The following is a 15888-nucleotide window of genomic DNA, read 5'->3' on the forward strand; positions in this document are numbered from 1 at the left end:
AAGGTAGATGCTACAGCAACAGCAATTTTCAGCGTTATGGATTCAACAACAGTCAGACGGAGCATTAGATATACATGTTCAGCCATGTACACCGGATCAACTATCAGCGGGCACAGTAACAATTCGCACTGCTTATTCAGGTTTAAACTACAAAGATGCACTTGCCTGCTCGCCTACAGGAAACATCGTTAAGTCATTTCCCTTCATTCCAGGGATTGATATGTCTGGTGTCGTTATGCAGTCTGAGGATGAACGATACTCGCCAGGCCAGCGTGTGCTTGTAACGGGTTATGGGTTGGGAGTGACCCATACGGGAGGGCTCAGTGAAATTGTCCGTGTCCCTGCCGAGTGGATCGTTCCGCTACCAGATTCGCTCAGTCTGCGGGAAGCCATGATTTTCGGTACAGCAGGTCTAACGGCTGCACTCGCCGTTGAACGCTTGGAACGCCACGGAATAACACCTGAGCAAGGGCCTATTCTCGTAACCGGCGCAACGGGAGGCGTAGGTTCTATTGCCGTATCCATGCTTGCCAATCTGGGGTATGAGGTTGTCGCCTCAACAGGCAAGGCACAATATGAAGAACTGCTTTATACGCTTGGCGCCAAGCACATTGTCGCACGCAGAGAGCTTCTGCCTGAGCGGCCAAGGCCGCTCGATAAGCAGCGCTGGGCAGGTGCAATCGACGTATGCGGCGGGGCTATCCTTGCCTCTGTCCTGTCTTCTCTGCATTATGGCGGAGCTGTAGCTGCAGCCGGGATGACCGCAGGCGGGGCATTACCTGCTTCTGTCTTTCCTTTCATTTTGAGAGGTGCAACCTTGTACGGCATCGATTCGGTATTCGTCTCGAATGAGGATCGTATGCGTTTATGGTCGCGAATCGGAAAACAGTGGAAGTCATTCATCGATACCCCGAATTGGATATGTGAATTGCAGTTGTCAGAAGTCCCTGCCTATGTCACTGAGCTTCTTCATGGCAAATCGCATGGTCGTGCCATCGTAAAGATAGGTGACAATGAGTAGAATGGTATTGGCTTTGGATAGATATATAGATAGCAAGCACTTTCGTCATTCATGATTTGATAAGCAGCAAATCATAGAAAAAGAGCAGGAACCAAGTTGAACTGCCCCCCAATTGTTAGACACCATCTAGCGATTGGAGGTACAGTTCAAGTAAGATTTCCTGCTCTTTATATTAGTGCTGATTCAGTTTCTCTTGCTCCCAGCGCACATGCATATCCTGTGCAAGCTGCTCAATCGAGCCACGTATTCCAATCTTAGGAATGTTAATCTGTGTATCCACAAATGCCTGATTTGCTGACATAGCTGAACGCTTCCATCCTGGGCAGCGAGCTAGGAACTGATCTGGATTCACTACCCTCACACCAAGAAAAGTCTGCCCCATCATCTCATAAATCTTAATCTCCTCAACTTCCGACCAAAACACTTTCCCCGCCGCCCCAAGCGAAGCTTGATCATAGAATCCTTCCACTGTCAGGATTACTGCAGGTTTAGGAATGAGCATGCGGTACATGCTGTACAGACAGCCAAGTCCAAAAAATGCAATGCTTATCGCTCCAAGGATTACATATATCCCTTTATCCGTTCCTAACAGTACTGCTCCAATTGCAATGAAAATGAGAGAACATAGACATAATAAGATTAATTTTCGCTTACTAGGATAAATAACAATATCTTGTGATTCCGGTTCATACTTCCCCATCATACGAACGCTTCCCTTCACATCGCTGTTATTCATTAGCAGTATCGTTCATACCTTTCACGTCAACTCATATGTCATTAATGTTACTTTGATTTCTCCGCCTCGATTTGCTCGGCAAGCTCACTTAAATAGGTCCATCGCTCCATCAAATGCTCTAACAGCTTCTGAGCTTCGGCATCTTCCTTCATCAGCTCCTGCAAGCGTACAGAATCATTGAACGCCTGCTCCATATCCTGCTGGATTCGTTCAATATTGCTCTCGGCTTCCATAATGCGTTCTTCAATCTGTTCATACTCACGTTCTTCTTTGTATGACATTTTGAGCTTAGGCTTGCGTTCTGGTTTGCCGCCAGGCTCTGTGGCAACAGTCGCTACCTTGGATTGCGTTACGCTGCTTTCCGAATTTGTCGAATTTCCATGCTTGGATTGCCACTCCATATATTCTGAATAATTGCCGACATGCTGGTTGACATGACCATTTTCAAATGACCAGATACGTTCTGCTACACGATCCAAGAAGTAACGATCATGAGATACCGTGATGACAACGCCAGGGAAATCATCCAAATACTGCTCCAGCACTGCAAGCGTCTGTACATCCAGATCATTGGTTGGCTCATCAAGCAGCAAAACATTTGGGGCTTCCATCAAGATTCGAAGCAACTGAAGCCGCCGTTTCTCTCCGCCTGACAGCTTGCCAATCAAAGTCCACTGCATCGTTGGGCTGAACATGAAGCGCTCCAGCATTTGTGCAGCCGTTACTGTATGCCCTTCAGCAGTCTGAACGGTTTCTGCTCCCTCGCGTATATACTCAATGACACGGAGCGACTCATCCATTTCTTCATGTTCCTGTGTGAAAAATCCAATGCGAACCGTTGGCCCTAACACGATGGTTCCTTGTTGCGGCTCGCGCATGCCTGCAATGACACGAAGCAGTGTCGATTTTCCGCTCCCGTTCGGCCCAATGATGCCTATGCGATCCTCCGGTACAGTAATATAGCTAAGATCCCTGAACAGCTCACGACCATCAATCGAGCATCCAAGAGCGTCCAGTTCCATAATTTTCTTTCCTAGGCGTGCAGACATTGCGGAGATTTCCACTTGTCCATTTTTTGCAAGCGGGTTATTTGCCTGCAATTCCTCGAAGCGTTGAATCCGCGCCTTTTGTTTCGTTGATCTTGCTTGTGCCCCGCGCCGAATCCAAGCCAGCTCATTTCGCAGCAAATTCTGACGCTTATCCTCTGACGCAGCTTCACGCGCCTCCCGATCTGCTTTTAACTCTAAGAAGCGCGTATAATTGGCTTCATAGAAGTAAGCGCGACCTTGATCCAGCTCGATCATACGATTGGCTACGCGATCCAGGAAGTAGCGATCGTGCGTAATCATGATTAATGCACCACTGCGCTTTTGGAGCAATGTCTCCAGCCATGCTACAGTATCATTATCGATATGGTTCGTCGGTTCATCCAACATCAGCAAATCCGAAGGGTGAATCAGTGCTGAGGCAAGCGCTACACGCTTGCGCTGACCGCCTGACAAATCACCCATACGGGCGTCAAAGCGATGAATGCCAAGTTTGGACAGAATTGTCTTGGCATCGCTCTCGAGCTGCCAAGCCTGAAGACGATCCATATCATCGCTAGCTCGTACAAGTCTTTGCTGGACTTGCTCATCATCGGGATGAGCTGCGGCCGATTCCAAGCTCTCGGTATATGTTCGAATGGCAACCATTTCAGGAGCATCCCCGCCCATCACCTGATCCAAAACAGTAGCGTTAGGATCATATTCCGGCTCCTGCGGCACATATTGCACGCGAACGCGGTTTCCAACCATAATCTTGCCTTCTTCTATTGGCTCCAAGCCCATAATCGTACGAAGGAACGTAGATTTTCCTGTACCATTCACGCCTACGATACCGAAACGATCTCCCTCTTCGATGCCAAATGATACATCTTTAAACAGCGTTTTATCCCCATAACTTTTACCTAATTGTTCGATCGTCATTACATGCATGATTTCCGTTCCTCCAATCAAGCTCAACCCATCTATAACGAAGTTGCAGCGCAATCCAACTGCATCTCCAATCTACTTCATTACCTATTCCTTATCATAACATTTCATTGACAATAGACGATAGCTTATATGCACAGTTCTTGTCCATTCAGGTGAAGACAAACTGCAAAAGAACGAAGGGGCCACTATTGTGCCCCCTAGTTTCCACCTCCCATCATCGAAAAAGGAGAACCATTGTATCGGTTCCCCTTCTGAATAAAACATTCATGCAGCTAAGAGAGCGGCATGCCGTGCTTACATCCATTCTGAAATAATTCGGATGCGAATTGAATTCGCCGCCGCAAATCATGAATGGAGAATGTCGGATCAAATAAAATGTCCATCTTGAGCATATCAAGCATCCCGATAAAGGATTTGGCGTGAAGTAGGGGATCTGGTAGATCAAAGTTCTCCATTGTACTTGCAATCCGCTGCACATAGCTTTGCATGAAATTGCACAGCGCTCCCATCATTTCCGGATCCTTATTCGGCGCCTTGAAGAACAGCTTCGTATATTCCCTGCGCTTGTAATAATGCTCCAAATGATGTTCAGCTATGAAGGTAAGACTTCCTTCGAAGGTGTCACGCTCAAGAAGCCCTTGATCCAGCTCCTGCAGAAACTGCTCGAAGCTGCGCATAATTATAGCCGCAAATAGCTGCTCTTTGCTCTCGAAATATAAATATAGCGTTCCTTTGGCTATGCCAGCCTTGTCAGCTATTTCCGACATTTTCGTTTCATAAAAACCATTAGAACCGAAGAGTTCATAAGCTGCGTTCATAATTAGCTGCTGCTTGTCACTCTGTCCATAACTCACTCGGTTCACCTCCTTGTACACTGCTGCCCAACAAATAGACTAACATTCTGCTTCGACTATAACATGAGTCAGGAATGTTGTCGATTTCAATTGCGTGACAATTCAAGCTCTCTTTCCGACTACAGAAGCAGAGCGACAAGAAGTGAGACAATTCCGCCGATACATGAAGCAAGCAAGTTGACACGATCATTATTTAACCAAGCGAGGCCGCGAATATGATTCGTCGCTGCTGCACAGTGCAACAACCGCTCTGTGGATACTCCACAAGTTCTGCATTGATACCCTGCCTGCACAGTGGCGCCCAACAGGGAATCAAACAATGCTCCCGCTGTTCCGCCAATTGTCGCAGCAACGATCACAATAAGGAGAGTGGTCCAGTTCAATCCGTCACCTGCCGGATGAGTTGCTACTAAATCCTGCAGCACCATCAAACCGACTGCCGCAAAGCCTATCGTAAGTGCACCTGCCACTGAAGCGGACGTGCCAAGCGGCGATATCGCCCCTGACGTACCAGCCGCTACCTGCTTCCCGTTCAGCAGTGAGCGAGGCAGCCGCTTGCTCAAACTGCCAATTTCCGTTGCCCATGTATCCGCATTGACTGTCGCCATCACCCCGATGAACAGCCACAGCCATACAGAGCTTGGCCATATTGCATTCGCCATACAAAGCAGCATGCCAATCCCGCCATTTGCAAATACCTGACCTGCATCGCGTTCACCTGTTTTTTCATAAATATGATCAAGGTGGGATTTTTTCCGTTTTTTCCATTTCGACCAGAAGGTCGACGTGATGAAAAAGGCAAGCAGCAACCCAAACCAGACTAAGTTGCCGCTTCCATAATAAATCGTTCCCATGACCACAGCGGCTGCTGCCCCGGATCGTGTCAAGGCACGCTTCCAAAGTGCAGCTCCCGCAACGACAGCACTTCCTACAAAGCCAATCAGCCACGGATTTAAGCTATCTATCATTTCTATCCACCTTGCAAGCATTGTGGCTCTCCTCCTTTCGTCCGTGCCCAATTTTACCACAACGAACCTAATAATATTCCTTATTTTGCAAATCCCCGATAAGCTAGAAGCTAGGTAATAAATCTATGTAAAAATAGTATATAGTAGTACTCTAAGTGAATAAAGTATATGTTAGGAGGAGTGCATGCCAATGAACAATGCTTGGGAGACCTATTAAAGAAAGCGAAGCAGCTCGATAATAGTTTTGAGCCTTTTCCCCTGGTAGCAGGAAATGAGAAGGCGTACCTCGGTCAAATATGACGAGGATCGCAAATCTTGGGGTATTTTCTTATACGAGGATGTAAAAATGATAGTAGAGAATAGAGAGTATTTTTTGCTTCACCGTATCGAGAACAACGGTAGTCCCGCCAACTTGGAGAAACATGCCCAGATGCGATCCGCTTCACGACATTGATGAGAGATCCAGAGGGGCTTAGATCTAAATAAGATGCTCTCCTTCTCGTTCCAAATTACGTATGGCATCTGGAAACAAAAGGGGATCACGGACTGCCCTTTTTCAACAATTCTTTGCTTTCATAGATTGACAAATATATAAAATATTATGCTGATCTTCACGCGTATAAAATGTCATTCCCCAATTGAAGGGGGAATGACATTTTCCATATTTATATAATGTCTATAAATTTACGATATAAACATATTATTTTAAAAAAAACAGAAATGACATTACCCTTTGATTAAAAATCGACCTATTATTGAAGTATTTCTATTCCTACATCGATAAGCTTTTCACATCCAAGAAAACTTAATGAGATTTTAGCACGATTTTTCCGTTTGTCCACTTTCCGAATAATTCCTTCCATCCCCTTTAGTGGGCCACATTTTACTTGAACTCGTGAATTTATGACGATTGCACCCGATAAATTGATAATATGATTTCTATCAAGCAATTGAAATAACATAGAGACTTCTTCTTCAGGAATGTTAGAAATAGAAACAATATCATCGTTTTTATATATCTTATGTTGTATTTGAAAATTATTAAGAATACTGTAGACCTTCGGTACCTCTCGAAGCTTGTAGTAGGTTTTTGTATTCATCGTAGTTCGTATGAGAAGATAACCGGGAAACATCGTTTTGACAACATAATGAATATGGCCTTGTTTTTTTTCACATAATCTTCGCTTAGGTACAATCGCATGTAATATGGACGGATCAAAATCACGCCGTATAATTGATCGAACAGTCTCTTCACAGCCCGTTTCAACACTTAATGCATACCATTTCATTTTTAGCCCCCTCACAACATATGAAATCCTAAATTTATCATGACGGTATTTGCACGAATCTCCTCCAAAATGAAGGACACAGATAAGACGTTCTATTTGCGAAATCGATAACTCAACACATATGATATCTAGATGTCTAGTTCGTAAGAGAGCTCATTAGTGAAGTTTGTTGATATTATTCTGCGGTGTCGTTGCTGGAAATTACTCGAGGCGTAGTTAATGTAACTACATCTTTATGTATTCATTTGCTCTTCAATCTTGCAAACATTCATGCAATCTCCTCCTTTTCTATATAAATTAAATATTATCCAAGATATTGTCGAATCCTTCTTTTAATCGTAAAAAAATATCATGTTTTTCTCCCAAATATAATAAAAAAGCCCGAAAACGGGCTTAAAGAAATGAAACTAAATATGGTTTTTGTCCATGCTATTTTCAACAAATCGAGGTAACATCCACAATCGTTTAAATGACCTTTTCCATAGCACATATGCGGCATCTGCCAAGCATTTCACCATCCATTATGAGCGACAGCTCGTCATTAACCTGTACAGCTCCCACACCTGCAGGCGTTCCAGTAAACACCAGATCTCCTACCCCAAGCCCATAATGATCGGCAATATAGGTAATAAGCGTATCAAATGAGAAGATCATATCATGCGCCGAACCTGATTGCACTTCCTTGCCATTGTTAAGCAGGCTAAATGGTGAATGCAACAATGCCTCTGTTCCCGGAAAAGGACGGAAAGACGTAATCGGCGCAGAATTCAAGACTCCTTTTGCAGCCATCCAAGGATGCCCCTTACGCTTGAGCATATCCTGTACATCACGCAGCGTAAAATCAATTCCTAAGGCGTAGGCATCAACAACCTCGTCAGCGGTCATTCCCTTCTGAACAGGCTTCCCGATTCGAAGCACAAGCTCGATTTCATGATGTACGGATCCAAGATGAAGCGGAAGCGGCAGATCGATCATCTCTGAAATATGCGCAACCGCGTGAGAGGGCTTCATGAAAACCATCGGCTCCTGAGGAACTTCGTTGCCAAGCTCAGCAGCGTGCAGACGATAATTGCGGCCTATGCAATATACATTTCGAATGAAGGAATGATTACTTTTATCCAAGCTTTGCGTTCTCAAATGTGGATTCATACCTTTCTCCCCCATCAATTGTTCGGTGTCTTCCTGTCAGTATGATTACGTATGAATTATTGCTTTTTGCTTATGTTTCCGTTTTGATCAATGTGGATGCCTGACGATATTTCCTGTAGTCGCTTCATTACTTTTTGTCCTCGCTCACCTTCTAACGGGATTGCTTGTCCTACATCTGTGAAGTACGGTGTCATTTTAAGCTCACACTTGCCGTCCTTCTTACATTCTGCTTGAAGCGCCATTGTCTCCCACGTTTTCGGATTTTCCGCTTGCGTGAAAATAAAGTTGCCCATACTGTAAGCAATCCAACTGTCCTGCTGCTGTTCAAAACCTTGTACGACATGTGGATGTCCGCCAACGATGAGATCGGCGCCGGAATCCACGAACAGCTTCGCCAGCTCCTTCTGCTTCGCATTTGGTTCATCTGTCCGTTCTTCTCCCCAGTGCGCAATGACGACAACAATATCAGCTTCCTTCTTCGCTGCCTTAATCGCTTCTGCCGCCCGCTCCTTCGTTCCTTCATAGGTAGTCGCTACTCCAGGCTTGTTTTTCCACGCATACCAGCTATCATCGGGAATAACCCGACTCAAACCTAAAAATGCCAGCTTAATCCCATTGCGCTCTACGATTAACGGCGTATAAGCTTCCTTTGAATTCTTCCCGGCTCCTATGTAGCTGACATTTGCTGCTTTCAATGCTTGGAATGTATCCAAAAGCCCTTCTTCACCTTGATCCATCGAGTGGTTGTTCGCCAAGTTGACGATGTCGATTCCAGCATCAGCCATTACCTGGGCCATCTTCGGGGAGGACTTATACACGAACAGCTTATTGTCTGCTGGCTTTCCGCCTATAGTCAAGGGCGTCTCCAGATTCCCAATCGCAAGATCCGCATCCTGTAGCAGAGACTTCGCATAATAATAAGGGAAATCATATCCCTTCTCCTTGACTACATCCTCGACTCGACCTGACATCATCATATCGCCGACGAACGTCAAGCGAACCGTGGCCCCCTTCTTGTTTTCTGGAACAGTTGTCCCGTCATTTGCATCCGTTGCATCTTTAGTACCCTTAGAGTCGTTCGCGCCCTCTCCGTTCTGTTCTTGATCTCCTACGGCTGACTTATCTCCTGCAGGAGCCGTTATTCCATCCTTGGCTTCTGTCCCGCCTAAATCAAACAACTTCCCCTGCCAAGCAAATAACGCTGCTGAAATAACGATAATTCCGAATACAACGTATATCCATACTGCTTTGCGTTTCCGCTGCTGTTGCTGCTCGCGCCGCTGCTTGTGTCGTTCCGTTCTCGATAACTCCATAGGCTCTCCTTCTTATCATTATTTTGGTATGCTTGCTCGAAAGAAATATACGCTGCTTCCATTATAACAAGTGAACAATAACGTGGGCAAAGAAGCTTTTGCACAATTTTCCAAACAAGTTCATACAAAAAAGAGGCCGTGTCCGAGCACGGCCTCTTCTTCAAGTCATTGAATTCAACATCACGGTTTGCCTCAACTCATCATGATGCTTCACTTTATCTGCAAGAAATGGTAGGGGATTATCCTGCGAATGTTCCACTTTTATCTTCTTCTGCCGAACACATGTCTGCCAAAAATGCAATGGACTGTTCGCCAGCAATTCGACCGCTGCGGATACAATCCGGCATGCCAACCCCTTCATACGGCTGACCTGCGAGATATATACCCGGAAGCTCCTTGCCGACTTGCTCACGCAGTCGCTGAATAGCCTGCACATGACCAATAGGATACTGCGGCATCGAGCGCTTCAGTCTCGTGATCTCTACGAACTCAGGCTCAGCGGTAACGCCCATAAGATCCCGCAATTCATTGCGAACCGTGCGCTTAAGCGCCTCATCCGGCCATTCGACCCGCTCCTCATCGCCTGCGCGCCCAATATAGCAGCGGACGATAAGCTTGTCCCCTCTTGACGTATGCGGCCACTTGATCGATGTCCACGTACATGCCGTAATGGCCCGCTTCTCTTTCCGCGAGATAAGGAAGCCCGTTCCATCTAGCGGCTTCGTCACTACGCTCCTCTCAAACACACTGACTACATTGGCAACCGACACATGCTCGATCGCTTCCAATCCAGAGGTGTCCACATGATCATTCAAGAAAGTGGAGGCGTGATAAGAAGGCGTGGTCACCACAATGGATGGCGTCTCCATCGTATTGCCATTATCGAGATAAATACGATACCCTCCATCTGCCAGCTTCTCGAATCGTTCTGCTCCAACACCTAGTTCAATGTCTACATTCGCTTCTCGCAGTACATCGTCCAAACGTTCAACAAGAGAGGTCAAACCGCTGCGGAAAGTCAAAAAGGTTGAACCCCGCGCAACGTCCGGCAATCCGGGCAAAGACTGCCCCGCCTTGCGGTTTGCAATCATCCCTTTTATCAAGCTTCCATATTTTCGTTCCACTTCTGCAAATTGCGGAAATGTTTGCTGCAGGCTTAGCTTGCTCATATCCCCTGCGTAAATCCCAGCCAGCAGCGGCTCAGCAATATGCTCCATAACTTCATGACCTAATCGCCGTTCTAAAAATGAGCCCAGCGATTCATCCTCGGTCGACATGCGCGGCTTCTTGAATAAATCCATTAATGCACGCAGCTTGCCCATGACCGAAATAAGCCCTGTCTTCGCGAATGGAGCCAGCTCGGTAGGAATTCCGAGAATCAGTCCCGGAGGCATGCGATGCATGACACCTCTTCTTACAATGTATGTCTTCTTGGCATGTGGATTCGTTGCTACAAGCTCCGATTCCAGTCCGAGATCGCGCGCTAAATCGATCATCGGCATCTTGCGGGCGAGAAAGGAATCAGGCCCCTTCTCGATGACGCACCCGTCTTTGCGCAAGGTTTCAATCTTGCCGCCTAGCCGAGAGGTTTGCTCAATGATAGCAATCCTCAGCGTCTGTCCGTTCTCCTCCGCTTTCTTCGCTGCATAGTAAGCGGCGGACAACCCCGTTATCCCCCCGCCGATGATGACCAGATCCCGCGAACAGTTCATGTTACGCCCCTTCTTTCTCTAGCTCCCTATTGATCCAACTTCATAATCGTGTCGGCCAACACCAACATATATTGTGGATCGTCATTCAACATCCGTATACGCTTGAAGCCGATTTGCAATTGCTCTGCAGTGCGAAGTGCTTCAATGTCCAAGTCATATAAAACCTCCAAATGATCCGACACGAACCCGATTGGAGCAGACAGTACCCATTTCGCGCCTTCTTCTGCAACTGCAGCTAATGTATCTAAAATATCTGGGCCGAGCCATGGCATTGCTGTTTGGCCCGCACTTTGCCAAGTGAAGCGCCATTGTCCGCCCTTTAACCCGCACTGCTTGGCTACAGCTGCTGCCGTAGCATTCAGTTCGTCCGGATAAGGATCATTCAATTCCAATATGCGCGCCGGCAAGCTATGTGCACTAAATAGCACCTCAACCTTACCACGCACCGCTCCCTCAGTCACGAAGGCTTCCAGCTGCTCATTTACACGCTTAGCTAGCGCATCTATAAGCTCCGGATGCAGGTGATAGCTGTTGACGCATTTCATCTGAATGCCATGCTTAGCCGCTTCTTCCTGAGCACGCTTATTATAGCCGCCAACGCTCATCACAGAATAATGCGGAGCGAGCACAATGCTGACTGCTTCCGTTATTCCATCCTTCGCCATTGCCGCCACGCCGTCTTCAATATATGGCTGAGCATGCTTCAGACCTTGGTAACACACATACTGCACATCCATACCTGCGGTTAAACGATCCAAGGTATGCTGCAGCCCTGCAACTTGACGATCTGTATTTTCGCGAAGTGGAAATACTCCACCTACAATCGCTTCATAGCGCTCTTTTAATTCCGCCAATTGCTCGGCAGAAGGAGGGTTCCCTCTGCGAATATGCGTGTAGTACGGCTCGATTTCTTCCATACTGCATGGTGTCCCATAGGACATGACGAGAACGCCTACTTTTCTCTTACTCATGCGCCACCTCCATCAAGATTGCTGCTAAGCCTTTATTTGCGGGAAGCAATTGCCTCTGATGAATAGGCATGAACGAATTCCGTCAACTGCTTCAATTTATCCAGCGATGCCTCTGGGAATAGTCCATGTCCTAGATTGAAAATATATCCAGGCTCCTTCACACCTTCATCTATAATATGAGCCGCTTCACGTTGGATAATGTCCATAGGACCAGTAAGTACAAATGGATCAAGATTGCCCTGAACTGCATATTTGCCCTCTAGGCGCTTCCGTCCTTCTGCGATAGACACCCGCCAATCCAGTCCTATCACATCGGCCTTCAAGACATGCAGATACGGAAGCAGCTCGCCTGAGCTAACCCCTGGGAAGTAAATGCTCGGCACACCGAGATCAGACAGCTCATCATAAATCCGCTCGATCACAGGGAGAACATATCTTACGTAATCACGTGGAGACAGCGATCCAACCCAGCTATCGAACAATTGGAACGCTTTCCCGCCGTTCGCAATTTGAGCGCGAACATAACGGATGACCATATCGCCGAGCTTGTCCATAAGTGCGAACCATACCTCTGGCGCTTCGTACATCATCGTTTTCGTACGTATATAAGATTTCGATGGACGCCCCTCAATCAGATAGCTGGCAATCGTAAATGGAGCTCCCGCAAACGTAATCAGCGGTACGTTTAATTCAGAATCCAGTATCCGAATGGTTTCTAGAATATGTCCTAAATCCCCTTCTGGATCAACCGGCTTCAAGCGTTCAACATCCTTAGCCGTGCGGATTGGATTATGAATCACTGGGCCAACCTGAGCGACAATATCAAAGTCGATTCCAATCGACGCAACAGGATTCATGATGTCTGAATATAAAATAGCTGCATCGACGCCCAGCTTCTTCACCGGCATCATCGTCACTTCCGCAGCCAATTCAGGCTGACGGCATATTTCAAGCAAGCTGTATTTCTCTTTAATCTTGCGATATTCCGGATCATAGCGCCCCGCCTGGCGCATGTACCATACCGGAAGCCGATCGACCGGCTCCTTGCGGCATGCACGTATAAAACGATCATTATAAGTCATATATACCCTCCAAACGAACGGTATTGTGCAATTTGTTACAACCTAACGCTTCCATTATGCCCGTTTTCCAGAACGACCACAACCAGACCATCTGCAGAAGCTATGACAATCTGTTGACAATCCAAGTCCAAAAATGAGCAGACTTTGACATTTTATCATACAACCCGCTTCTTTGCCGATAATGCAACCCTTATATTGTTCAAACCCCATCATAAAATTTATGATGTTGCGCATCATATGCTCATGGATTAGGGACAAACAGGAGGATTTCGCGCATCATGGATTTGCAACAGCAGCTTACACATTCATTTCGCGAATGCGATGACTTAACCGTACGCTCCTATGCTGACGGAGAGGTGACCCTTTATTATTTCGATCACCTGTTGGACGGAGCCCAATTCCAACAAATTGTCACGTCATTCTTCGAAGATAACCCGACTGATGTGAGCATAATGCGCATGCTATCCACTTGGCAAGCTATCCAGGAGCCTAGTCCAGCCGCGAGTGAACGCAGCTTCATTACTGATATCTTGAAAGGCCGCATCGGCGCAGTGTATCGTTCGAAACTGTATACCGTGTCATCTGGGAGCGGATCCACCAGATCAGTAGAAGCAACTGAAAAAGAAACGTTAATAACCGGACCGCATGACGCCTTCACAGAAGGCTGGAGCACCAATGTGTCACTCTTGCGCCGGCGACTTCGAACCACGGATCTTAAAGTAAAAAAAGTAGATGTAGGAGACAGCTACTCTCAATTTGTGTACCTCGTTTACTTAGAAGAAAAAGTGGATGCATCTGCACTTGATGAGATTAACCGTCGGATTCAGCTTCTCCATATCGATGAAGTGCTGGACGGAAATACAGTAGCAAAATATTTGGAGAATTCGCCGTTCTCCATCTTTCCACAGTGGTATGACACAGAACGGCCTGACGCAGTTGTTCACCTTCTTACACTGGGCAAAATAGCGCTTATTACAGATAACAGCCCTTCTGCAATGGTTGCCCCTGCCCGTTTTTTGGAGTTTTTCGCTTCAACAGGGGATATTTATGAAAGATGGCATTTCAGTATTTTTATCCGCTTGCTTCGATTAGCAGCCTTTATGCTTTCTATTATGTTCAGTGCATTTTACGTAGCCGTCACTACGTATCACTATCAATTCATTCCGGCCACCTTGCTGAAAACCATTGTGAGCTCTCGTTCCTCTGTTCCATTCGATCCCATGATCGAAGCGCTGCTGATGGAGTTCGTCATTGAGTTGCTGCGCGAGGCAGGGGTTCGGCTTCCAACGAAGATTGGACAAACGATCGGCATCGTAGGCGGTCTCGTCATCGGACAAGCAGTCGTACAGGCTGGATTAGCAGGGAATGTGCTCATCGTATCTGTAGCTGCAGGAGCGCTTTCCTCCTTTATCGTGCCGAACTATACCATGGAAACTTCATTGCGCCTGCTTCGCTTCATGTCGATATTGTTAGCCGGATTTCTCGGTTACTTTGGGCTCATGTTGTTTTTGATTGTATTTATTATGCATTTATGCCATTTACGAAGTATCAATCGGGAGTATATCTACATCGATGATGTGCCTTTTTATCTGTTTTTAAAACAAAACCGAGTGCCTCAATCGGTAACGCATCCGTCGACAAATATAACCGTCGGAACCCATCAAGAGATGACATCGGAGGTGCGGCCTTGTCACCAACATACAAAGCTTGGGGAGTAGGTATCCTCATTTATATGACACAACGGGGAGCTTTGTTTTTTCAATTGCCCAATGTTATGGCACAGCAATTTGGCACCAACAGTTGGGTTATGATCCCTGTTTTTTATATTCTTTCACTGCTCCACATTATTGTGATGTATTACGGGATGCGAAGACATGGATTTCAGTCTATTCCACAACTCATATCGGAGAGACTTCCGGCATATGCAGCTGTTCCTCTCCTCAGCTTCATTGGCATTCAGTTCATCGGGATTGTATATACCGTGATACATTCCTATACGCTGGTGTTTCAGTATACAAATGATACCTCAGTAAACATTCATACGCTGAGCATTATCATTTTAGGAACAGCTTTGTACTGTGCATGGCTAGGCCCCTACACAATGGCGAAGTCCTCTATCGTTTTTTTGTTTTTGACATTCTGGTCAATTGGCCTTGAGCTGCTGCAATTCAATGATTTCCAATTCACTCGGCTTACACCCTTTTTCTTTTATCAAGCCCATCCAACGGCAGCCGGCATCTCAGAAATCATGAGCTCTTTTTTTGGTTTTGAGCTATTGATGATGTTGGCTCCGCTATTGGACAAAAAGACGAAATGGTTCCGCACTGTACTCTTGTTCAACGGAATCGCTGCCGCCTACTACTTGATGTACTGTTTGCTTGTTCAAGGCATGCTTCCGATTCATCAGTCCAGCACGATCCTTTACCCGGTTCTGCGGCTGTACGGAGGCTCCAGATTGACAGCGCTTGAGAATATTACCGACCTGCTGTTCATCTTCATGATGTTCTCTGCCGTTATCTCTGCTTCCTTGTACATATGGAGTGCTTCGCAAGCTGTCATGCATATTCGGCATCAAGCACCCAAAGCGCCTGTTTTTGTACTTCTTTGCGTATTATGCTCAATACCGCTGCTTGCTTCCATCACTGTTGAGCAATTTGGCAAGATAAGCGAGTTTGTCGCATATGGAGACTGGATACTCATTCTGATCCTCATTAGTCTGTATTGGATTCTCCCAGTCCATGCTGATCAGCAATCGGCCGCTAAGCGCGAAGATACGTCCATACAAGAATCCGCCTGCCCGCAAACGTGAACAGGAGG

Annotated in this window: 13 protein-coding genes; 3 read left to right on the plus strand and 10 right to left on the minus strand. The window is 46.4% G+C overall.

The genetic code is table 11. From position 1 onward, the window contains the following. Positions 1-7: 7 nt before the first annotated feature. A complete protein-coding gene (locus ACQ5BJ_RS24240; protein ID WP_430112752.1) occupies positions 8-1021 on the plus strand; it encodes an acryloyl-CoA reductase in 1014 nt (337 codons plus the stop codon). 172 nt (positions 1022-1193) lie between these two features. Here the strand turns inward: ACQ5BJ_RS24240 and ACQ5BJ_RS24245 are convergent, their stop codons facing one another. The 10 genes from ACQ5BJ_RS24245 to hemE all read right to left on the minus strand — a co-directional run bounded on the left by ACQ5BJ_RS24245 (position 1194) and on the right by hemE (position 13071). Further along, positions 1194-1757 (minus strand): STM3941 family protein, encoded by a 564-nt coding sequence (locus tag ACQ5BJ_RS24245; RefSeq protein WP_268598833.1) that lies wholly within the window; start codon positions 1755-1757, stop codon positions 1194-1196. A 47-nt stretch (positions 1758-1804) separates the two neighbouring features. Beyond that, on the minus strand, positions 1805-3733 hold the full coding sequence (locus ACQ5BJ_RS24250; protein ID WP_289356022.1) for an ABC-F family ATP-binding cassette domain-containing protein: 1929 nt from the start codon (positions 3731-3733) through the stop codon (positions 1805-1807). Between the two features lie 272 nt (positions 3734-4005). Further along, positions 4006-4587, minus strand: coding sequence for a TetR/AcrR family transcriptional regulator (locus tag ACQ5BJ_RS24255; RefSeq protein ID WP_268622341.1), 582 nt, complete (start codon positions 4585-4587; stop codon positions 4006-4008). Positions 4588-4706: 119 nt separating this feature from the next. Next, positions 4707-5576 carry a DUF92 domain-containing protein gene (locus ACQ5BJ_RS24260; RefSeq protein ID WP_268622343.1) on the minus strand — a complete coding sequence of 290 codons (870 nt, stop codon included), beginning with the start codon at positions 5574-5576 and terminating at the stop codon, positions 4707-4709. A 731-nt stretch (positions 5577-6307) separates the two neighbouring features. Next, positions 6308-6844, minus strand: coding sequence for an antiterminator LoaP (gene loaP, locus ACQ5BJ_RS24265; protein WP_005546035.1), 537 nt, complete (start codon positions 6842-6844; stop codon positions 6308-6310). A 465-nt stretch (positions 6845-7309) separates the two neighbouring features. Beyond that, positions 7310-7993, minus strand: a complete 684-nt coding sequence (locus ACQ5BJ_RS24270) for a fumarylacetoacetate hydrolase family protein (protein ID WP_430112755.1) — start codon at positions 7991-7993, stop codon at positions 7310-7312. Positions 7994-8049: 56 nt separating this feature from the next. Then, the gene (locus tag ACQ5BJ_RS24275) at positions 8050-9306 is read right to left on the minus strand and encodes a CapA family protein (protein ID WP_430112756.1); all 1257 of its coding nucleotides are present in this window, start codon (positions 9304-9306) and stop codon (positions 8050-8052) included. 239 nt (positions 9307-9545) lie between these two features. Continuing rightward, the gene (gene hemG, locus ACQ5BJ_RS24280) at positions 9546-11018 is read right to left on the minus strand and encodes a protoporphyrinogen oxidase (protein ID WP_005546032.1); all 1473 of its coding nucleotides are present in this window, start codon (positions 11016-11018) and stop codon (positions 9546-9548) included. Positions 11019-11044: 26 nt separating this feature from the next. Next, positions 11045-11989, minus strand: a complete 945-nt coding sequence (gene hemH / locus ACQ5BJ_RS24285) for a ferrochelatase (protein ID WP_430112759.1) — start codon at positions 11987-11989, stop codon at positions 11045-11047. Between the two features lie 32 nt (positions 11990-12021). Next, on the minus strand, positions 12022-13071 hold the full coding sequence (gene hemE / locus ACQ5BJ_RS24290) for a uroporphyrinogen decarboxylase (RefSeq protein ID WP_268598839.1): 1050 nt from the start codon (positions 13069-13071) through the stop codon (positions 12022-12024). A 278-nt stretch (positions 13072-13349) separates the two neighbouring features. On the opposite strand from hemE, the gene ACQ5BJ_RS24295 reads away from it, so the two are divergent. Together ACQ5BJ_RS24295 and ACQ5BJ_RS24300 are read left to right on the plus strand one after the other, a co-directional pair. Then, complete coding sequence (locus ACQ5BJ_RS24295; protein WP_430112762.1) at positions 13350-14789, plus strand: spore germination protein; 1440 nt, start codon at positions 13350-13352, stop codon at positions 14787-14789. Next, the gene (locus ACQ5BJ_RS24300; RefSeq protein WP_430112764.1) at positions 14759-15880 is read left to right on the plus strand and encodes a GerAB/ArcD/ProY family transporter; all 1122 of its coding nucleotides are present in this window, start codon (positions 14759-14761) and stop codon (positions 15878-15880) included. Before ACQ5BJ_RS24295 ends, ACQ5BJ_RS24300 begins: the two co-directional genes overlap by 31 nt. Positions 15881-15888: the final 8 nt, after the last annotated feature.

The organism is Paenibacillus sp. B1-35, assembly GCF_050474385.1.
Taxonomy (GTDB): Bacteria; Bacillota; Bacilli; order Paenibacillales; family Paenibacillaceae; genus Paenibacillus_B; species Paenibacillus_B alvei.